The sequence below is a fragment of the Snodgrassella gandavensis genome (assembly GCF_914768025.1).
Classification (GTDB): domain Bacteria; phylum Pseudomonadota; class Gammaproteobacteria; order Burkholderiales; family Neisseriaceae; genus Snodgrassella; species Snodgrassella gandavensis.
Genome location: NZ_CAJZCE010000001.1, coordinates 270819 through 290129 on the forward strand (window position 1 = coordinate 270819; position 19311 = coordinate 290129).

General features: G+C 43.7%; 20 protein-coding genes. 13 read left to right on the forward strand and 7 right to left on the reverse strand.

The annotated features are described in order from the left end of the window. Positions 1-205: 205 nt before the first annotated feature. The gene (locus tag MJ764_RS01265; protein WP_239323919.1) at positions 206-679 is read right to left on the reverse strand and encodes a copper chaperone PCu(A)C; all 474 of its coding nucleotides are present in this window, start codon (positions 677-679) and stop codon (positions 206-208) included. Positions 680-755: 76 nt separating this feature from the next. Continuing rightward, positions 756-1547, reverse strand: a complete 792-nt coding sequence (locus tag MJ764_RS01270) for an inositol monophosphatase family protein (RefSeq protein WP_239323920.1) — start codon at positions 1545-1547, stop codon at positions 756-758. 253 nt (positions 1548-1800) lie between these two features. Between MJ764_RS01270 and MJ764_RS01275 the strand changes: the two genes are divergently transcribed. The 4 genes from MJ764_RS01275 to clpP all read left to right on the forward strand — a co-directional run bounded on the left by MJ764_RS01275 (position 1801) and on the right by clpP (position 5709). After that, the gene (locus MJ764_RS01275) at positions 1801-2613 is read left to right on the forward strand and encodes an RNA methyltransferase (protein ID WP_239323921.1); all 813 of its coding nucleotides are present in this window, start codon (positions 1801-1803) and stop codon (positions 2611-2613) included. A 42-nt stretch (positions 2614-2655) separates the two neighbouring features. Beyond that, on the forward strand, positions 2656-3519 hold the full coding sequence (locus tag MJ764_RS01280; protein ID WP_239323923.1) for a DUF1853 family protein: 864 nt from the start codon (positions 2656-2658) through the stop codon (positions 3517-3519). A 174-nt stretch (positions 3520-3693) separates the two neighbouring features. Beyond that, complete coding sequence (tig, locus tag MJ764_RS01285) at positions 3694-5013, forward strand: trigger factor (protein WP_239323925.1); 1320 nt, start codon at positions 3694-3696, stop codon at positions 5011-5013. Between the two features lie 84 nt (positions 5014-5097). Further along, entirely contained in the window at positions 5098-5709 is a 612-nt protein-coding gene (clpP, locus tag MJ764_RS01290) for an ATP-dependent Clp endopeptidase proteolytic subunit ClpP (RefSeq protein ID WP_100089530.1), read from the forward strand. A gap of 122 nt (positions 5710-5831) precedes the next feature. Here clpP and rodA read toward each other — a convergent pair whose 3' ends face one another. The 5 genes from rodA to MJ764_RS01315 are packed head-to-tail and all read right to left on the reverse strand — an operon-like array spanning position 5832 to position 11432. After that, the gene (gene rodA / locus MJ764_RS01295; protein WP_239324082.1) at positions 5832-6938 is read right to left on the reverse strand and encodes a rod shape-determining protein RodA; all 1107 of its coding nucleotides are present in this window, start codon (positions 6936-6938) and stop codon (positions 5832-5834) included. Positions 6939-6946: 8 nt separating this feature from the next. Continuing rightward, the gene (mrdA, locus tag MJ764_RS01300; RefSeq protein ID WP_239323927.1) at positions 6947-8986 is read right to left on the reverse strand and encodes a penicillin-binding protein 2; all 2040 of its coding nucleotides are present in this window, start codon (positions 8984-8986) and stop codon (positions 6947-6949) included. Then, positions 8983-9480, reverse strand: coding sequence for a rod shape-determining protein MreD (gene mreD / locus MJ764_RS01305; RefSeq protein WP_239323929.1), 498 nt, complete (start codon positions 9478-9480; stop codon positions 8983-8985). The genes mrdA and mreD overlap by 4 nt, the downstream gene beginning before the upstream one ends. After that, a complete protein-coding gene (gene mreC, locus MJ764_RS01310) occupies positions 9473-10363 on the reverse strand; it encodes a rod shape-determining protein MreC (protein WP_239323931.1) in 891 nt (296 codons plus the stop codon). Before mreC ends, mreD begins: the two co-directional genes overlap by 8 nt. Before the next feature lie 31 nt (positions 10364-10394). Then, entirely contained in the window at positions 10395-11432 is a 1038-nt protein-coding gene (locus MJ764_RS01315; RefSeq protein WP_239323933.1) for a rod shape-determining protein, read from the reverse strand. A gap of 190 nt (positions 11433-11622) precedes the next feature. Here MJ764_RS01315 and gatC point away from each other — a divergent pair, with 190 nt between their 5' ends. The 9 genes from gatC (at position 11623) to ubiD (ending at position 19283) form a co-directional block, all read left to right on the forward strand. Further along, positions 11623-11910, forward strand: a complete 288-nt coding sequence (gene gatC, locus MJ764_RS01320) for an Asp-tRNA(Asn)/Glu-tRNA(Gln) amidotransferase subunit GatC (RefSeq protein ID WP_239323940.1) — start codon at positions 11623-11625, stop codon at positions 11908-11910. A 93-nt stretch (positions 11911-12003) separates the two neighbouring features. Next, positions 12004-13461 carry an Asp-tRNA(Asn)/Glu-tRNA(Gln) amidotransferase subunit GatA gene (gatA, locus tag MJ764_RS01325; protein WP_239323943.1) on the forward strand — a complete coding sequence of 486 codons (1458 nt, stop codon included), beginning with the start codon at positions 12004-12006 and terminating at the stop codon, positions 13459-13461. Positions 13462-13476: 15 nt separating this feature from the next. Next, positions 13477-14919, forward strand: a complete 1443-nt coding sequence (gatB, locus tag MJ764_RS01330; protein WP_275415214.1) for an Asp-tRNA(Asn)/Glu-tRNA(Gln) amidotransferase subunit GatB — start codon at positions 13477-13479, stop codon at positions 14917-14919. 18 nt (positions 14920-14937) lie between these two features. Continuing rightward, positions 14938-15420: an LPS-assembly lipoprotein LptE gene (locus tag MJ764_RS01335; protein ID WP_239323946.1), complete on the forward strand. Its 483-nt coding sequence runs from the start codon at positions 14938-14940 to the stop codon at positions 15418-15420. Further along, complete coding sequence (holA, locus tag MJ764_RS01340) at positions 15417-16415, forward strand: DNA polymerase III subunit delta (RefSeq protein ID WP_239323948.1); 999 nt, start codon at positions 15417-15419, stop codon at positions 16413-16415. The genes MJ764_RS01335 and holA overlap by 4 nt, the downstream gene beginning before the upstream one ends. A 32-nt stretch (positions 16416-16447) precedes the next feature. Then, positions 16448-16882 carry a type II toxin-antitoxin system RatA family toxin gene (locus MJ764_RS01345; RefSeq protein ID WP_239323950.1) on the forward strand — a complete coding sequence of 145 codons (435 nt, stop codon included), beginning with the start codon at positions 16448-16450 and terminating at the stop codon, positions 16880-16882. Continuing rightward, positions 16872-17156 carry an RnfH family protein gene (locus tag MJ764_RS01350; RefSeq protein WP_239323952.1) on the forward strand — a complete coding sequence of 95 codons (285 nt, stop codon included), beginning with the start codon at positions 16872-16874 and terminating at the stop codon, positions 17154-17156. The genes MJ764_RS01345 and MJ764_RS01350 overlap by 11 nt, the downstream gene beginning before the upstream one ends. Before the next feature lie 54 nt (positions 17157-17210). Beyond that, the gene (pth, locus tag MJ764_RS01355; RefSeq protein ID WP_239323954.1) at positions 17211-17786 is read left to right on the forward strand and encodes an aminoacyl-tRNA hydrolase; all 576 of its coding nucleotides are present in this window, start codon (positions 17211-17213) and stop codon (positions 17784-17786) included. Positions 17787-17804: 18 nt separating this feature from the next. Further along, positions 17805-19283: a 4-hydroxy-3-polyprenylbenzoate decarboxylase gene (ubiD, locus tag MJ764_RS01360; RefSeq protein WP_239323956.1), complete on the forward strand. Its 1479-nt coding sequence runs from the start codon at positions 17805-17807 to the stop codon at positions 19281-19283. The last annotated feature ends 28 nt before the right edge of the window (positions 19284-19311 follow it).

A 19311-nucleotide genomic window follows, 5' to 3' on the forward strand; every position in this document is an offset into this window, starting at 1 on the left:
TAAATAGTTAAAATTAAATTATTTTCAAAAAGCAGTAATCTGCCTGCTATGCGACTATATTTGAGAAATATTCACTGCTGACAGCAAATATAATCAATGCTGAAAATACAGCATTGATTAAACAAAAATTTACATATAGTTACCTGAGTAAACTCAGATTTGGCATTTAGGTCGGCCAGTTCAATTAACTAGCTAGCCGGCCAACTTAATGATGCATATGTGAATGTTCTGGTATAGTCGCATCTGTCTTAGTGGCCGGGGCTATACTTACTGGCACATTAAGCGTAACTGGTTTGGCATGGCGAAAGGTCAGCCGCACCGGAATAGTAGTCCCTTTTGTCAAAGGTTTTTTCAACCCCATCAACATAATATGCATTTTGCCCGGCTGAAGCTGGGTCACCTGTCCAGCAGGCAATGGCAGTCCATGCGCTAGCGGGCGCATTTTCATCACACCATTAACCTCAACAGTTTCATGAATTTCACTGGACATTGCTACAGGAGTTGATGCACTCAGCAACACATCATCTTTATCAGAATGATTGTCTAAATCCATAAATACACCACTGGAAGACATACCGGGTACGCTGAACCGCGCCCATGCATTACTAGCTACAATACCCTGAGCCAGTACCAGACCTGCATACGAAGCTAACAAAGTGGTAAACAGAATCTTTTTCATGACTATTACCCCTATCTAAAGACAGATATAAAATCTGGTGGTAGCAGTTTAACTGCATAAACCACCATAAAATATATTATATTGCTAAATGAGGTGCAATTATTTGCAATAACTGTGCCAGAATTTTCGGATTAGCAGCCACGATATCACCACTATCCAGCCAAGTCTGCTCGCCCTGCATGTCGGTAACAATACCGCCGGCTTCCTGCACAATCAAAGCACCACCCGCAATATCCCATGGTTTCAGATTAAACTCAAAATATCCATCTACACGGCCACAGGCAACATTACATAAATCCAGTGCCGCAGACCCTTCACGGCGGCCACCGGCGGTTTTTGCCAGCACATCTTTTAAAATGGCCAGATAAGTATCCATCATGCTCTGGTCAACAACGGGAAAGCCCGTTGCAATCAGGCTGCGTAACAAATCAATGCGGCTACTCACCCGAATGCGTTTATCATTCAGCAGTGCACCTTGACCGCGGCTGGCCACATATAAATCATTTTGTTCCGGTGCATAAACCAGTGCTTCAGTTAAAATCCCTTTGTGCAGCAATGCCATTGAAATGGCATACTGTTTATGACCATGCAAATAATTGGTGGTTCCATCCAGTGGATCAATGATCCATTGATACTCAGCATTGTTGTTACCCAGATGACCAGCTTCCTCACTTAAAATGGCATGGTGCGGGTATACTTCCTGAAGAGTGTTAACAATAATACGTTCTGCCTCACGATCAACATCTGAAACAAAATCATTAGCAGCTTTATTATCAATTTTAATAGTATTTAAATTGCTGCTGGCACGATGCATCATTTGGCCGGCCTTGCGTGCTGCTTTCCAGGCAGTAGTTAAAATAGGATTCATGCTAATTCTCGTGATAGGGCTGATAACAGCTTAAAACAGATACAAAATGACGTATGTTAAAGAACAAATGCCGCATCTCAAAAATATTGCGGCAATTAAACAGAATAGATAGAAAACAATTATACGGCAAAAAATGCTTTTTCCCAAACCGGCACACCAGACCTACCGTTTGCACAGGATGATTTTGCTATAATATATAGGATCTATCTGTGTTCAGCTGCCTGAGTGCATCACCCCTATTTTAATTGCAAACATGAATAAACCCATACTTCCCGATTTTCTTAATAACATTACTGTTGTTCTTACCCGAACCAGCCATCCGGCAAATATTGGTTCAGCAGCACGAGCCATGAAAACAATGGGGTTAAACAGACTGACACTGGTTGCACCGAATCTGATGCAGACTCCAATGACACCAGAACCCGCTGTATTTGATCTTGCAAATCCTGCTGCTTTCGTTCTGCCTGAAGAAAGTTTTACTCTTGCATCAGGTGCACGTGATGTACTGGAAAATGCGCGAATCGTTGCCTCACTCAATGAAGCACTGGCAGATACAACATTGTCCTGTGCATTAACCAGCCGCCGCCGAGAACTGACTGCACCATTGCATACGCCACGCGAAATTATGCCATCACTAATTGATGCCGCGCGTGCAGGGCAGAAAATAGCACTCGTATTTGGTAATGAAACTTTTGGTTTGAGTATCGAAGAAGTACAAAGCTGCAATCGTTTGATTACCATCAGTGGTAATCCGGATTATTTTTCCCTTAATCTGGCACAAGCGGTACAGGTAATCTGTTATGAGCTGTTCAGTCACGTTGATATCAGCATGGCTCATTTAAAGCAAGAACGAAATCTGGCTACACATCAGCAGACGAGCAGTATGGTAGAGCATTTACGTCAGGTGATGAGCACTGCCGGATTCTTCAACCGTCGCAATGAAGAACGGCTAATGCGACGCATGGCGGCCATGTTTGACCGAGCCCAGCTAAACACAGAAGATATTGATGTCTTACGTGGCTTTTATAACACCATAAATCAGCAAATACAGAAAAAGCACGATTAGCACCCAAGTGCACAATCTGTCTATATAGGAAGAGAAAATCTCATGAATTATGCTTCTGATCCAATCTGGTGGCGTCTGAATAAAACGATTGTACGTGATTTGGCCAGCTTGCTGACCGCGCCAGCGCCTTGGATATCGTCTGCTGAGCTGCCAGTTTCGATATTATTAGGGGATGAGGGATTTCGGTTTCTGCTGTCACTGGATGAGCAGCCGGATAATCTGTACCTGTTTCTGAAACAACATGGTGCTTACCAGACTCATCTGGGGGTATATGCAGAACGTTTACTTTACTACTGGTTTTTACATGCACCACACAGTCGCCTAATTGCTCATAATTTGCCTGTTCAGGATAGTCAGCGCACAGTAGGAGCTTTTGATTTCATTGTGCAGCTAAATGACCAGATTTTTCATCTGGAATTAACCTGCAAATATTATGGTTGCCAGTCAGGCAAAGCAGAAAGCTTTATTGGTCTGAATAAAGCAGACCGGCTAATTGATAAAATGTACAAAATCAAGCAGCAACTAGCATTAAGTACTCAGCCTGCTGCTGAAACTGCTTTGAAAGATCTGATGCTTGGATTCAGCCAGTTGCAGCACGCCAGTATTATCCGTGGCATGCTATTCACACCCTCAGCCAACCAGCACTTTGAGGCACCGTTACATCCTTTATGCTGGCAGGGGCGTTATATTGAAAATTGGGCAGAATTTGAATTTCAGGAGCACAATCGTTTCTATGTAATTGATCATTTATCCTTTCTATCACCAGTACGCGTAAGCAGCAATGCAATTGTTAATTTCAATCAGATTAAGCAAATCAGGCAGGGCATGATAGCATTGGTACAACAACACGCCGATGGCTATTGGCATGAAGTAGAAAGAATAATGAAAATAGATCAGCACAGCTAATCAGCCATAAACTGCTGAAAGTGTTTTGCCATTACATAGGCTTTTATAAAGGCTTATGGTACACTTGCCATTTAATTTTTGTCTGCATGAGTGAATGCCCGTGTACGTACAGCCCAAGCAGTACTTTTAAGACAAATGAACCAAATCAGATCAACCGACATCTAAGGGTTTACGATGAGCGTAACAGTAGAAAAACTAGATAATTTAGAGCGTAAAATCATTTTGGCTCTGAACTGGGAAGACATCCGAGCAAAAGTTAACGCACGCATGAAAGTGGCACAGAAACGTGCCCGTATTGATGGCTTTCGTCCGGGTAAAGCTCCGCTGAAAATGATTGATTCCATGTATGGTTATGGCATTCGCGATGAAGTGCTGAATGAAATGACCCATAAAGCATTTGAAGACACCATCGTAGCTGAAAAACTGAAAGTTGCCGGCCTGAAAAGTCTTACTGCACTAGAAGATGCAGATCAGGATGATGAAAAAGTATACAAAATTGCCGTAGTATTTGAAGAATTTCCTGAAATCAAAATCGGTGATTTGAGTGCTCAGGAAGTCACTAAATTCAGTACTGAAATTGGCGACGCAGAAATTGACAAAACCGTCAATATCCTGCGCCAGCAACGTACCCGTTTCAATCATGTGGAACGTGAAGCGCGTAACGATGATCGGGTTATCATCGATTTTGCTGGTAAAATTGATGGAGAAGCATTTGCAGGCGGAACTGCCGAAAATTACCCCTTCCTGCTGGGCAAAGGCCAGATGTTGCCTGACTTTGAAGCAGGTATTGCTGGCATGAAAGAGGGCGATGTAAAAGAAGTTTCCGTTACATTCCCAGAAGATTACCAGAGCAAGGATTTGGCCGGTAAAACTGCTATTTTCACCATTACACTGAAAAATGTTTCTGAAGCAGTGCTGCCTGAAGTAAATGAAGAATTTGCCAAATCACTGGGTATTGAAGATGGCGATGTACAAAAAATGCGTGCTGAAATCAAGAAAAATGTCAGCCGTGAAGTAAACCGCCGCGTAAGTGAAATGACTAAAGACAGTGCCATTAATGCTTTACTGGCTGCCACTCCGGTTGATGTTCCTTCATCATTGATTACAGAAGAAGCAAAAACCATGGCCGCGCGCATGAAAGAAAATTTTGCGGCACAAGGCATGGATCAGAAAGATCTGGAATTGCCACTGGATATGTTCAATGAGCAGGCTAGCCGTCGTGTGGCCATCAGCCTGATCATGGGTGAACTGGTGCGTGAAGAAAAGCTGGAACCATCTGAAGAACAAGTACGTAACGTAATCAATGAGTTTGCTGATAGCTATGAAGACCCGCAAGAAGTTATCGACTGGTATTATAGCGATAAAAAGAATTTGCAGGCACCTACTTCACTGGCTATAGAGCAGAATGTGGTTGACTACGTTTTAAGCAAAGCAAAAGTGGCAGATAAAGTACTGTCTTTTGATGAAGTTATGGCACAACAGGCTCAGGCCTGAATGTAATACGCATTAAACAACGACCAAAGCACCGAAGTAGTTGTGAAGCTGCTTGGGTGCTTTTATTTCAATTGAGGAAAAAACATGTCACATATTGAAAATCTGGGTCTGGTACCTATGGTTGTAGAACAGAGTGGCCGCGGAGAACGTGCGTATGACATCTATTCGCGCCTGCTCAAAGAACGGATTATATTTATGGTTGGTCCAGTTACCGATGAAACTGCCAATCTGGTTGTAGCTCAGTTACTGTTTCTGGAAAGTGAAAATCCTGATAAGGATATCTCTCTTTACATCAACTCTCCGGGCGGGTCAGTAACGGCCGGTATGTCCATTTTTGATACCATGAATTTCATCAAGCCTGATGTGGCAACTTTATGTTTGGGGCAGGCTGCAAGTATGGGTGCCTTCCTCCTGTCGGCTGGAGCCAAAGGTAAACGATTTGCTTTACCAAACAGTCGCGTCATGATTCATCAACCCCTTATCAGTGGTGGATTAGGTGGTCAGGCTTCGGATATCGAAATCCATGCGCGTGAATTACTCAAGTTGAAAAAACAGTTAAACGAACATCTGGCACGCCATACCGGTCAAAAACTGGCTCAAATTGAAAAAGACACTGATCGCGATAATTTTATGTCGGCTGAGGAAGCGAAAAAATATGGCCTGATTGATGAAGTCTTAACTCACAGACCCAAGTAAAAAAGCTTAGATAGATATATAGATTTAGCTTTATATTTATACAAAAAAATCGAAACCTAATAAAAGGTTTCGATTTTTTTACTACAGTCGTCAAAAAGTACCAATCAGGAAGCCATCTGCTATTACTGTTTGCGCTGATTACTAATACCCATCAGCATCGCCAGAATAACCATTACCGATAAAGTAGCGGTACCACCATAGCTCACCAGCGGCAAAGGCACTCCAACCACAGGCAAAATACCACTAACCATGCCCATATTTACAAATGCATAGCAAAACAAAGTCATGGTCAAAGCACCTGCCAAAGTACGGCAATACAGAGTAGGTGCCTTAAAGGTAATATATAATCCACGCATAAGAATAAATGTATATACTGTTACTAGCAGAATATTTCCGATCAAGCCAAATTCTTCACCAAATACTGCAAAAATAAAATCTGTTGTTGATTCAGGAATATAATCAAGATGAGTTTGTGAACCTTCCAGCCAGCCTTTGCCCCAGATGCCGCCAGAACCAATTGCCGTCATTGATTGCAGAATATGATATCCGGCACCAAGGCGGTCTTTCGTGGGATCAAGCAAAGTTAAAACCCGCATGCGCTGATAATCATGCATCCCATAATTCCAGATTACAGGCAGCATAGCGACGAAACCAACAATCGCTGAGATAATGACCTTCCACGGTAAACCGGCGAAAAATATCACAAACAAACCAGAAGCCATAATTAACGTAGCCGTACCCAAATCCGGCTGTTTTAAAATCAGTGCTACCGGAATAAAAATCAGTACAAAGGCAATACTGTAGTGATACCAGCGAATATTACTTTCGTTTTTCTGAAAATACCATGCCAATAACATAGGAACCGCAATCTTCATGATTTCCGAAGGCTGAATACGAGCTATACCAATATTCAGCCAGCGGGTAGAACCATTTACGGTGATTCCGACAAAATGTACACCAATCAGCAGCAATATACCCAGACAATACGATGGTAAAGCAAAATTACTTAATATCTGTGGCGGAGTACGAGCGATCCCACACAATAAAATAAAACTGAGAATGGTATGTAGAGTTTTATTTTCCAGTTGGCCAAAATCCTGTCCATCGGCAGAATACAATAGGAACAGGCTCATTACATAAATAATCAACATGGCATAAAACAGCCACACATCCATTGGTGCCCACAATTTGTACCAAAAGCGTTTGAACCATTGTTTTTCATTAATCATCATTTATCTCACAAGCCAGACTGGGGACGATAAGCGCGCAGTAATGGTGGCAAAGCAGCCTGACTATGTTCATCATGCCGCCGCGCATCCATCATGGCATTATTGGATAAATCATTCACTGGTAAATCTGAAGCATTGGTTGTTTGGCCAGTACTGGGTAGATTTTTTAATTTCAACAGATAAAAATCAGCCAATTGCCGGGCAAGTGGTGCAGCTGTTGCCCCCCAGCCATTGTTTTCTAGAATAACGGCAATGGCAATCTGTGGCTTATCAGCCGGCGCAAAAGCAATAAACCAGGCATGATCACGTAGCTGCATTTTCAGCGCCGCAGCATTATAACGGGCACCCTGTTTAATCTGCACTACCTGCGCTGTACCGGTTTTGCCACCCATGGTATAACTCAAACCTGAGCCGATAGCCGCAGCAGTGCCCCCCGGTTTCAATACCTTTTGCATGGCGTCCTTAACATATTCAAAATTGCTGCGCTTAAATGGTAATGTTCGAACCGGTTGCGGATCGATTAAAGTCATTTTTTGTGAATTATGGTCGAGCAAAGCCTGCACCAGATGAGGACGATAGACTATGCCATCATTACTCAGAATTGCTGTAGCAAAAGCTATCTGTAAAGGAGTGTAGGCATTATAGCCCTGTCCGATGGCCATGCTCACACTATCTGCCGGTTGCCATACCCGTGCCTGTGGCTTACTTCGGGCAAATCTTTTTTCTTTCCAAGCACGCGTAGGCAATACCCCTGCGTATTCATGATTAATATCAATACCAGTCTGTTTGCCCAGATTAAACTGAGCTAAATAAGGTGACATACGGTCTACACCCATTTCATAACCTAGGCGATAAAAAAATGTATCCGACGAAACCTGAATAGCTTTACTTAAATTGGCCGAACCATGTCCACTACGGGCTGCATCGCGAAACTGGTGGGTAGAACCTGGGATACTCCAAGCCCCTGGTGCAGGTAAAACTGTACTTTGGGTAAGCTTGCCACTTTCTAGTGCCGCCATAGCCAAAAATGGTTTGAAAGTAGAACCGGGCGGATACATCCCCTGTGTAGCACGATTCAATAAGGGATGGCGCCAGTCTTCATTCAGACTTTTCCACGTGTCCGTATCAATTCCATCGATAAATAAATTCGGGTTATAACTTGGCTTAGACACCATTGCCAGTATTGCACCCGTTTGCGGATTGATAGCGACCAGAGCACCCCGTTTATTACGCATCAGGCGGTCTGCTTCCTGTTGCATGCGGATATCCAGCCCTAAACGAAGCGTTTGTCCGGGAATTGCTGGTACTATTTTAATTGTACGGACAATATGACCTTGCGCATCTTTTTCAACTTCACGATAGCCTGGAACACCATGTAGCTGTCGCTCATAGTATTCTTCCAGTCCCATTTTGCCGATATGTGTGCTACCACGATATAACGCAGTCAGATTGGCTTTATCAAGAGCAGTTATATCACGGTCACTGATGCGTCCGATATAGCCCACTATATGTGCCAGCAATTCGCCGTACGGATAATCCCGAAAGGTTCGTGCATTAATTTCTACACCGGGAAAACGATACAGTTCAGCAGCAAGCCGGCTGGCTTCTTCCATGGTCAACTTAAGTTTTAATGGCACTTTGTCATAGGAACGATAGTCGGCACGGAATTTTTTAAAACGTTTCAGGTCACTGGGTGTGATATCTACATACGCACGTAACGCATTGATTGTATCTTCAAGTTTGCCATGCACCTGATTTGGGATGATTTCCAGCGAATAGGCTGGATAATTATGTGCCAGTACCACGCCATTAACATCAACTATTTCACCTCGTATTGGTGGGGTGGGTATCAGCGAGATGCGATTGTTAGTGGCAGCAATAACATAGTCGTCATATTTAATTACCTGCAAATAGACAAAGCGGGCAATCAGCATGCAGAAGCAGACGATAATCAATATAAAAGCAACCGCAATCCGCAACCCCAGATCACCATATTGAGCAGGTTTGGATGGGCGTTTTTTTTTGGTTCGAAATTGCAGTGCTTTCATAGACGTCTGGAATAGGCGAGATAAAGCATGAACTTGGATAAAAGAGGCCAGAGCAGAGCGCTGATGAATGGAGAAACAAACAGATTCCAGCCAGTAAACTGATGGATTGAAAAGAAATGTACAATCACCAATAAAAATGTCATCAGCATCAGACAGCCAAAAATCGTCAGAGCCTGATATCCATAGGGATAACCAAGTATCTGATGCCGGTTTTGCTCAATCAGATATACTGCCGCCATTAAACCCAATGCATGTTGCCCAAACGGTGTACCAAGGCCAACATCCATTACTAGACCAAGTACAAAAGCCATACCGATACCAATATTTTTTGGCCGGTGTAAGTTCCAGTACAAAGTTATCATGGCTGTGCAGGCTGGTAACCAGCCAGCCAGAGGCTGGGGAAAAGGAATCAGGTCAAGAAATAATGCAACCACCAGACTCAATACAATAAGCCGTTTTCGGGTATGACGGTGCAGGCTGTCAACTTCAGTCATGATTGGCAGAGGATGGGTTAGTAACTGCTACATCAGCAGAATAATGAGCAGTCTGCCCATGCTTTTGTGGAATAACCAGTACAAAATTGCTATTGTGTAACTGGGCAACAGGTTCAATCTGTACACGATAATAAGGCGAGCCATTACCGCTTTGTAACTGTGTCACATTAGCAATAGGTATACCAGCCGGATAAATACTGTCCATTCCGGAGGTGACCAGTAAGTCATCACGCAATAGGCTTGCATTGGCTGGGAAATAGCGCAGATCCAGGCTGCCTGAATGGCCATAAATCAGCGTTCGTACACCGGTTCGCATCACCATCGCCGGAATAACTGTATTACTGCTGGTTATCAGTGTCACTTCAGAACTCAATGGCTGAACGGATGTAATCTGACCAATTAACCCATGTTCGTCACTCACCGCATCGCCCTGTCGAATCTGATGGTGGCTGCCCTTATCAATAATGAAACGGTCAGCCAGTGGATTGGCACCATTGGATACAATTTGTGCCACTTGTGCCTGTGGTAGCGCTGCTTTCTGGAGTTGGGATAGATGATCCAGACTAACTATAGATTTTAACTGTACATCCAACTGACTGATTTGCAGTTTCAGTTGCGCATTTTGCGCCTTTAACATCTTGTTTTCATTGCTCAGGTTTTGCTGTTTTTCAAAAAAAACCATGCCATTAGAAACAGCATTAACTGGCTGCATAGCCAGCCATTGCAGTGGATATAAAGCTGTACCGATATAATTGCGGCTAATTTTAACCACATCATAACGATTATCAAGCAACAGCAATGCAACCGCAACCAGTGACAAAACAACTAGTTTACTGGTACTGCGCAGGCCATTGTGGACAAAATTAAGTGAAGGCTCTGCCATTATTAATTACATTAAAACAACATTACAGTGTTTAAGGATTGGATACAAATACAGAATTCATTTTACCAATCATATCCAGTGCATGACCAGAACCACGAGCAACACAAGTCAGCGGATCCTCAGCAATCATCACTGGCAGACCGGTTTCTTCTGACAGCAGTCGATCCAAACCTTTCAGCAATGCACCACCACCAGTCAGCACCAAACCACGGTCGGCAATATCTGCACCCAGTTCCGGTGGCGTCTGTTCCAGTGCATTTTTAACGGCTTGCACAATCTGGTTTAATGGTTCAGTGAGCGCTTCCAGCACTTCATTTGAACTGATTGTGAAAGCGCGGGGAATACCCTCAGCCAGATTACGGCCTTTGACCTCAATTTCCTTAACTTCCATACCGGGAAAAGCTGAACCGATGCTTTTCTTGATTTCTTCAGCAGTAGATTCACCAATCAGCATACCGTAATTGCGTCGTACATAGTTGATGATTGCTTCATCAAACGCATCTCCACCTACACGGATTGAATGAGAATAAACCACGCCTGATAGAGAAATCACACCCACTTCAGTTGTGCCGCCACCAATATCAACTACCATGGAACCAGTTGGTTCTTCAATAGGTAAACCTGCACCAATAGCTGCGGCCATTGGTTCTTCAATCAGATTAACAATTGACGCTCCAGCAGCCAGAGCAGAGTCACGAATGGCTTTGCGCTCAACCTGAGTTGAACCACAAGGCACGCAGATAACAATACGTGGTGCAGTAAAGCGGCTATTGTTTACTTTTTTGATAAATTGCTTGAGCATTTTTTCAGTGACATTAAAGTCAGCAATCACCCCATCTTTCATCGGCCGGATTGCCTGAATACTACCCGGGGTGCGTCCCAGCATTTTTTTTGCTGCAGTACCTACCGCCAGCATACCATTTTTAGCATTTATGGTATCGTTTTGCACGGCAACAACTGACGGCTCATTCAGTACAATCCCTTTATTTTTAATAAAAATCAAAGTATTGGCTGTACCGAGATCAATAGCCAGATCATTGGATAAATATTTGGTAAAAAAGCGAAACATGAGGCTGTCCTAATGAACTTTTAAATTATAAGTATGGCAAAAGCTGTTGTGTGGCACATTAACCAAAGCAAATCAATGCGCCAAAGAATAGGGTTTTCGGTTATAATTCGACAATATGTAATAACCGAATCAGAACGCGCAATGATACCGCAGTTTGCTCGTTTTGCTAAATCAAATTTAAGGATTTTTGATGGCTTTAACATTAAGTGATGTAGATAAGCTCGCACGCCTCTCTCGCTTGAGTCTTTCAGAAGCAGAGCGAAATAATATGCTGACAGAACTTAATCATGTATTCGATCTGGTCGAAAAAATGCAGGAAGTCAACACAGATGGGGTTGAACCGATGGCGCATCCACATGAAGTGGCATTACGTTTACGTGATGATATCGTTACTGAAAAAGATGAACACCGTGCATTACAGTCATGCGCTCCTCTGGTAGACAAGGATATGTATCTCGTACCCAAGGTTATCGAATAAGCTCATGTTTCATGACAATAACCTTATATTATTTCGTTTGAATTTATCGCAGGCAGCCTCTAGCAAGTGTTGCCTGAAAGCTATATAACCATTATGCCAAAAACTTATACATTGAAACAGTGCAGTGACTTACTGCAATCAAAACAGGCTTCGGCCAGCGAATTGGCGCAGGAATATCTGGCTGCAATTGCAGAGGGCAATACCAGCCTGAATGCCTATATAACATTGGATAAAGAACGCACTATTGCTGAAGCCAAAGCTGCTGATACACTTTTGGCACAGGGTTCAGCTACAGCGTTAACAGGTGTGCCCATAGCTTATAAAGATATCTTCTGTCAGCAGGGTTGGCGCAGTTCCTGTTCTAGTAAAATGCTGGACAATTTTATCGCTCCCTATACGGCTACAGTAGTACAGAATCTGCTTGATGCAGGCATGGTTACTCTCGGGCGCACCAATATGGATGAATTTGCTATGGGTTCGACTACCGAGTCTTCCTACTATGGCATCACTCGTAATCCATGGCAGCATGAGCATGTGCCCGGTGGTTCTTCTGGTGGTTCAGCCGCGGTTATTGCTGCGCGTCTGGCTCCTGCGGCACTCGGTTCAGATACTGGTGGTTCTATCCGCCAGCCTGCTTCACACTGCGGTATTACCGGTCTGAAACCCACTTATGGTCTGGTCAGCCGTTTTGGTATGATTGCTTATGCTTCCAGCTTTGATCAGGCCGGGCCAATGGCACAAACCGCAGAAGACTGTGCACTGTTACTCAATAGCATGGCAGGCTTTGATGAACGCGATTCCACCAGCATCGAACGCAATAAAGAAGATTATACCCGGGATTTGAACCGTCCGTTACAAGGACTGAAAGTAGGCCTGCCACGTGAATTTTTTGGTGAGGGGCTGGATAATCAAGTACATACATCTATTGATAATGTTATAGAAATACTGAAAAAACAGGGGGCAGAGATTGTAGATGTCACCTTGCCGCATACTGAATTATCCATTCCAGCCTATTATGTACTTGCATCGGCTGAAGCCAGTACCAACCTGTCACGTTATGACGGTGTACGTTATGGTCATCGCGCAGCTGAATTTGGTAATCTGGATGAAATGTATAGCAACAGCCGTGCAGAAGGTTTTGGTGATGAGGTGAAACGTCGTATCATGATCGGCACTTACGTTCTATCGCATGGTTACTATGATGCCTATTACCTGAAAGCACAAAAATTACGCCGGATGGTCGCAAATGACTTTCAGGCTGCACTAAACCAGTGCGATATTATTCTGGCACCAGTTGCACCTACTGCGGCACCTGCCTTGGGAAGCCATAACAATGATCCGGTACAAATGTACCTGTCTGATATTTACACGGTTTCACTTAATCTGGCTGGTCTGCCGGGTATAGCGTTACCTGCTGGTTTTACCACCAGTGGACTGCCTGTAGGTGTTCAGCTCATCGGTAACTATTTCGCAGAAAGCCGTTTGCTTGGTGTTGCGCACCAGATTCAGCAAAATAGTGACTGGCATACCAGAACACCATTTGCACAATAACTGCCAGCATACGAATTGAAAGAAGACAGAATGAATTGGGAAACTGTAATCGGTCTGGAAATCCACGTTCAGTTAAATACACAGTCAAAAATTTTTAGTGGTTCATCAACTGCATTTGGTGCCGCTCCTAATGCTCAGGCTAATGTAGTGGACTGTGCCTTGCCCGGTGCCTTACCAGTAATGAATCGTGAAGTAGTTAACAAAGCCATCAAGCTTGGGCTGGCATTAGGTGCCACGATTAACCGAAAAAATGTTTTTGATCGCAAAAACTACTTTTATCCTGATTTACCCAAGGGGTATCAAATCAGCCAGTTAGAGTTGCCTATCGTAGAACATGGCCAGCTGGAAATTGTAGTAGGTGATGAAGTAAAAACCATTAACGTAACCAGAGCACACATGGAGGAAGATGCCGGTAAATCTATCCATGATGAATTTGAACACTATACAGGTATTGATCTGAATCGCGCCGGCACACCTTTGCTCGAAGTAGTATCCGAACCGGAAATGCGTTCGGCAGCCGATGCTGTTGCATATGCCAGAGCAATGCACAGTCTGGTAACGTGGCTGGATATTTGTGACGGTAATATGGCAGAGGGTTCTTTCCGTATTGATGCCAATGTTTCCGTACGCCCCAAAGGGCAGACAGAATTCGGCACCCGTTGTGAAATCAAAAACCTGAACTCTTTCCGTTTTCTGGAACAGGCGATTAATTATGAAGTGGAGCGGCAAATTGAACTGATTGAGGATGGCGGCAAAGTTATCCAACAAACACGTCTGTTTGATCCCAATAAAGGTGAAACCCGAGCCATGCGCAGCAAAGAAGATGCACATGACTACCGCTATTTTCCCGATCCTGATTTATTGCCAGTAATCATTACGGATGCCATGCTGGATGCCGCTAAAGCAGCTATGCCAGAGCTGCCAAAAGAAATGGCGACCCGATTTATCGAACAATATGGCATTTCTGACTATGATGCACGGTTGCTAACCAGTAATCATATTCAGGCTAACTGGTTTGAACAGGCAGCTAAATTAAGCGGGCATGGCAAGCTAGTCGCCAACTGGATGCTGGGCGAACTTGCAGCCGCACTGAATAAAGCCGGTATGGATATCTCCGCCAGTCCAATCACTGCTGAACGTCTGGCGGGTTTAATAAGTCGGATTGCAGACAATACATTAAGTAACAAACTGGCTAAGCAGGTATTTGAAACCATGTGGGACAGTGATCTGGCTGCTGATGCTATTATTGAGCGTGATGGCCTGAAACAAATGACAGACACTGGTGCAATTGAGCTGATCATTGATGAAGTGCTCGCCAATAACCAGAAATCTGTAGCAGAATTCAAATCTGGCAAAGAAAAAGCATTTAATGCTTTGGTGGGGCAGGTCATGAAAGCTTCACGTGGTAAAGCCAATCCACAACAGGTTCAGTCTTTACTGCGTAGCAAACTGGCCTAGGTATTATAAGGAGTAAACATGAAAAACTGGCTGGTACTGGCTATCCTATTCGGATTAACTAGCTGTGGCTTTCATCTGAAAGGCACTTCTGCATTTGATGCGCCAATGCCTTATCATAGCTGGAAAATTGATGGCGGTAGTATGCAACGAGCACTGGAGGTAGTATTGCGGCGCCAGCCAGATGTTATCGTGGATACCGAAAAACCGGATGTGGTGCTTAAAGTCATTTCAGCTACTCAGGATTCGTCTACATCAGCAGCAGATTTGTCTGGTGGAACCAGCGAATACTTGTTAACACTGAACGTTAGTGTACAAGCTTATCGCCATGATCAACCACTGGGAAATCCAATTCAGGTAACTGTAAATCGCTATATGGATTACTCAGATCATGAAGTCTTGGCTAAAGAAGATGAACAACGCATGATCTGGCGTGATATGCGCACTGATGCAGCCGAGCAGATTGTACGCCGTCTGGCTTTTCTGCCCGTGATTACTGAATGAGTGATTTATCTACCCAGCCCCTAGCCGCAGCCTATCTGATTCATGGTGAAGAAGATTTGTTGCGGCTAGAGGCTATAGACAACATTCGTATAGCCGCGCGCGAGCAGCACTATAACGAGCGTGAAACTGTGGTTATTGAAAGCGGTTTCGACTGGACGTCGCTGTTGGCTTCGGTACAGTCTGTTGGCCTGTTTGCTGATAAGAAATTACTGGAAATGCATATACTCTCTGGCAAACCCGGTAAAGAAGGTGCTGCAATGCTACAACAGTTGGCAGAACAATTGCCGGAAAGTACTTGTATGCTTCTGATACTACCCAAGCTAGAGCGCCAGCAAATGCAGAGCAAATGGTTTGCAAGCTGGACTAAAGTTGCTCAGGTATATGATGCAAAAGCAGTCGGCCAGACTGCCTTACCGCAATGGATAAAAAAACGTCTGGCAGAACAAAAACTGGCCATCGACAATGATGCGCTGGCATTATTCGCAGACAAAGTTGAAGGTAACCTTTTAGCAGCGCGGCAGGAAATTGATAAACTGGCGCTAATTCATCCTGCAGGCCATGTGGTTACCTTGGCTGAAGCACAGGCAGCAGTGGCCAATGTAGCACGTTTCGATGTATTTCAATTGTCTACAGCATGGATGAGCGGGAACTCAGAGCGTATGTTGCGTCTGCTTGATGGTTTGGCCGCAGAAGGCAATGAACCTGTATTGTTGTTATGGGTTATCAGCGAAGATATTCGTACCTTGTTACGTTTGCTTGCAGCATTAAAGCAAGGTAAATCCATCAGTGAATTACGCCAAAGCCTGCGCTTATGGGGTGACAAACAAACTCTGGCGCCACAGGCTGCCAGACGTATCGGAGTTAAACATTTACTTAGTGCCTTACAGACATGCGCGCATATCGACCGGCTAATTAAAGGTGTAGAAGATGGTGATGCATGGACAGAAATCAAGCATTTATTTTTGACTCTAGCAGCCTCAACAGCATGCAGATAATTTCATCATATAAGCCATTAATGTGACAAAAAATGAAAACAGTTGAAAAAAGCGTTTTGGTGTTACACAGTGCCGAACACATATTTGATCTGGTCAACGCAGTAGAAGATTACCCAAAATTTTTACCTTGGTGCAATCGTACAGATATCTTAAAGCGGGATGAACAATCTCTGGAAGCCGTTTTGCATATGGATTACATGAAAATACGTCAATCCTTTGCTACCAGAAACATCAATCAAAGACCAACTCAAATTCAGATGAGCTTACTCAATGGTCCCTTTCGCAAGCTGGAAGGTATCTGGCAGTTTACCCCTATTGATAATTTAGGTTGCAAAATCGATTTTCGTCTAGAGTATGAATTTTCAAATGCCGTGCTTTCAGCCCTGATTGGTCCTGTTTTCAACCACATTGCCACTACACTGGTGGATGCCTTCATTCAGGAAGCTGACAAGCGTTATGATAACTGACATCATTATAGAAGCAGTTTATGCTACGGCTGAGCACCAGCATCTGTGGCAGGGAAAAGTTCCCGCTGGAATCTGTGCGCGTCAGGCATTACTGCAGTCAGACTTACCACAAAAATTCCCGCAAACTGATTTTCATACAGTACCTATTGGTATATTTGGTAAAAAAATTAAAGATGAATATGTACTGTGCAACTGGGATCGCATCGAAGTTTATCAACCATTGCTCATTGACCCAAAAGAAAACCGGCGGCGACGGGCACAGCAGAAAGACTAGTTTCTTTATTTTAAATTTATTTATTCAGCTTGCTATACATACTGAGGAACATATATGTCTCATATCCGGCTCATAGTAGGTCTGGGCAATCCGGGCAAAGAATATGAACATACACGACACAACATAGGTTTCGACTTTGTCGATGAATTGGCCGGCTTATGGAAAACCGGCTTAAAAGAAGAAAAAAAATTCTTTGGTCAAGTAGCACGAGTTAACCTGAATGAAGGTGAAATCTGGCTACTCAAGCCATCTACATATATGAATAAATCAGGTACTGCGGTACAGGCTTTGACTAAATTCTACAAAATATCAGCCGAAGAAATACTGATTATTCATGATGAACTGGATATTCCCTGTGGTCAGATTAGATTTAAAAAAGGCGGGAGCAATGGCGGCCATAATGGTTTAAAAGATATTCAGGCATGGTTGGGTACACCAGATTTTTACCGACTTCGGCTGGGAATCGGCCACCCGGGTGACCGTAATTTAGTTGTGCATTATGTATTAAACAAGCCGCAGGCACAGGAGCAGGCCTTAATAACTGAGGCGATACAAAAATCCCTGACTGCCATGCCTCAGCTGTTAAAAGGTGAATACAGCAGCGTACAGCAGCAATTGCACAGCAAATAAAATTTGAAAGTTCATGTCATGAAATATCGTGATTTACGTGAATTCATTACCGTTCTTGAACAGCAACAACTATTAAAGCGGATTCACACCCCAGTATCTCCCCATCTGGAGATCACAGAAATTGCTGATCGGGTATTGCACATACAGGGGCCGGCTTTGCTATTTGAACAACCTGTCAGTCAGGCTGGAAAACCATATCGTTTTCCGGTTTTGGCCAATCTGTTTGGCACACCTGAACGTGTAGCAATGGGTATGGGTGCAGACAATACCAACCAGTTACGGGAAATAGGCAAAACCCTCGCTTATCTGAAAGAACCAGAACCTCCAAAAGGCATCAAAGATGCTTTTTCCAAATTGCCATTACTCAAAGATTTATGGAGCATGGCACCACATATCGTAAAAAAAGCTCCATGTCAGGAAATTATCCTTGACGGTGATGCTGTTGATTTAACACAGTTACCTATTCAGAAATGCTGGCCAGAAGATGCGGCTCCACTCATTACCTGGGGATTAACCGTTACACGCGGACCAGAAAAAAAACGCCAGAATCTGGGCATTTACCGGCAGCAATTACTAGGTAAAAATAAACTCATTATGCGCTGGCTGGCTCATCGTGGCGGCGCACTGGATTTTCAGGCATTCAAACAGAAACATCCTGATAAACCTTATCCAGTATCAGTAGTATTGGGTTGTGATCCAGCAACCATATTGGGAGCAGTTACTCCTGTACCGGACAGTCTCAGCGAATACCAGTTTGCCGGTTTATTACGCGGTTCACGTACCGAACTGGTAAAATGTATCGGCAATGATTTACACGTTCCAGCCAGAGCAGAAATCGTACTGGAAGGAGTTATACAGCCAGAAGAAATGGCGCTTGAAGGCCCGTATGGTGATCATACCGGTTACTATAATGAGCAGGATTATTTTCCGGTATTCACAGTGGAACGCATTACCATGCGGGAAAATGCTATCTATCACAGTACCTATACTGGTAAACCCCCTGACGAGCCAGCAGTACTGGGAGTCGCATTAAATGAAGTATTCATTCCGTTGCTGCAAAAACAGTTTCCTGAAATTATAGATTTTTATCTGCCTCCAGAAGGATGCTCCTATCGCATGGCAATTGTCAGCATGAAAAAACAATATGCCGGGCACGCAAAAAGAATAATGATGGGCTGTTGGAGCTATCTGCGTCAATTCATGTATACCAAGTACATTATTGTTGTAGATGATGATATCAATATACGGGATTGGAAAGAAGTTATCTGGGCTATTACGACGCGAATGGATCCAGTCCGAGATACCACTTTAATCGATCATACCCCGATTGATTATCTGGATTTTGCCAGCCCCATTAGCGGACTTGGCGGCAAAATGGGACTGGATGCAACCAACAAATGGCCGGGAGAAACGAATCGAGAATGGGGTAAGGTAATACACAAAGATGCAGCAACCATAGCCAAAGTTGATGCCTTATGGCAAGATTTAGGTTTATAAATTTATTCAGGCAATATGCAGTTTTTAG

Coding starts and splice junctions, on each gene's coding strand:
- MJ764_RS01265 (WP_239323919.1), bottom strand. CDS start 679: ATGAAAAAGATTCTGTTTACCACTTTGTTAGCTTCGTATGCAGGTCTG.
- MJ764_RS01270 (WP_239323920.1), bottom strand. CDS start 1,547: ATGAATCCTATTTTAACTACTGCCTGGAAAGCAGCACGCAAGGCCGGC.
- MJ764_RS01275 (WP_239323921.1), top strand. CDS start 1,801: ATGAATAAACCCATACTTCCCGATTTTCTTAATAACATTACTGTTGTT.
- MJ764_RS01280 (WP_239323923.1), top strand. CDS start 2,656: ATGAATTATGCTTCTGATCCAATCTGGTGGCGTCTGAATAAAACGATT.
- tig (WP_239323925.1), top strand. CDS start 3,694: ATGAGCGTAACAGTAGAAAAACTAGATAATTTAGAGCGTAAAATCATT.
- clpP (WP_100089530.1), top strand. CDS start 5,098: ATGTCACATATTGAAAATCTGGGTCTGGTACCTATGGTTGTAGAACAG.
- rodA (WP_239324082.1), bottom strand. CDS start 6,938: ATGATTAATGAAAAACAATGGTTCAAACGCTTTTGGTACAAATTGTGG.
- mrdA (WP_239323927.1), bottom strand. CDS start 8,986: ATGAAAGCACTGCAATTTCGAACCAAAAAAAAACGCCCATCCAAACCT.
- mreD (WP_239323929.1), bottom strand. CDS start 9,480: ATGACTGAAGTTGACAGCCTGCACCGTCATACCCGAAAACGGCTTATT.
- mreC (WP_239323931.1), bottom strand. CDS start 10,363: ATGGCAGAGCCTTCACTTAATTTTGTCCACAATGGCCTGCGCAGTACC.
- MJ764_RS01315 (WP_239323933.1), bottom strand. CDS start 11,432: ATGTTTCGCTTTTTTACCAAATATTTATCCAATGATCTGGCTATTGAT.
- gatC (WP_239323940.1), top strand. CDS start 11,623: ATGGCTTTAACATTAAGTGATGTAGATAAGCTCGCACGCCTCTCTCGC.
- gatA (WP_239323943.1), top strand. CDS start 12,004: ATGCCAAAAACTTATACATTGAAACAGTGCAGTGACTTACTGCAATCA.
- MJ764_RS01335 (WP_239323946.1), top strand. CDS start 14,938: ATGAAAAACTGGCTGGTACTGGCTATCCTATTCGGATTAACTAGCTGT.
- holA (WP_239323948.1), top strand. CDS start 15,417: ATGAGTGATTTATCTACCCAGCCCCTAGCCGCAGCCTATCTGATTCAT.
- MJ764_RS01345 (WP_239323950.1), top strand. CDS start 16,448: ATGAAAACAGTTGAAAAAAGCGTTTTGGTGTTACACAGTGCCGAACAC.
- MJ764_RS01350 (WP_239323952.1), top strand. CDS start 16,872: ATGATAACTGACATCATTATAGAAGCAGTTTATGCTACGGCTGAGCAC.
- pth (WP_239323954.1), top strand. CDS start 17,211: ATGTCTCATATCCGGCTCATAGTAGGTCTGGGCAATCCGGGCAAAGAA.
- ubiD (WP_239323956.1), top strand. CDS start 17,805: ATGAAATATCGTGATTTACGTGAATTCATTACCGTTCTTGAACAGCAA.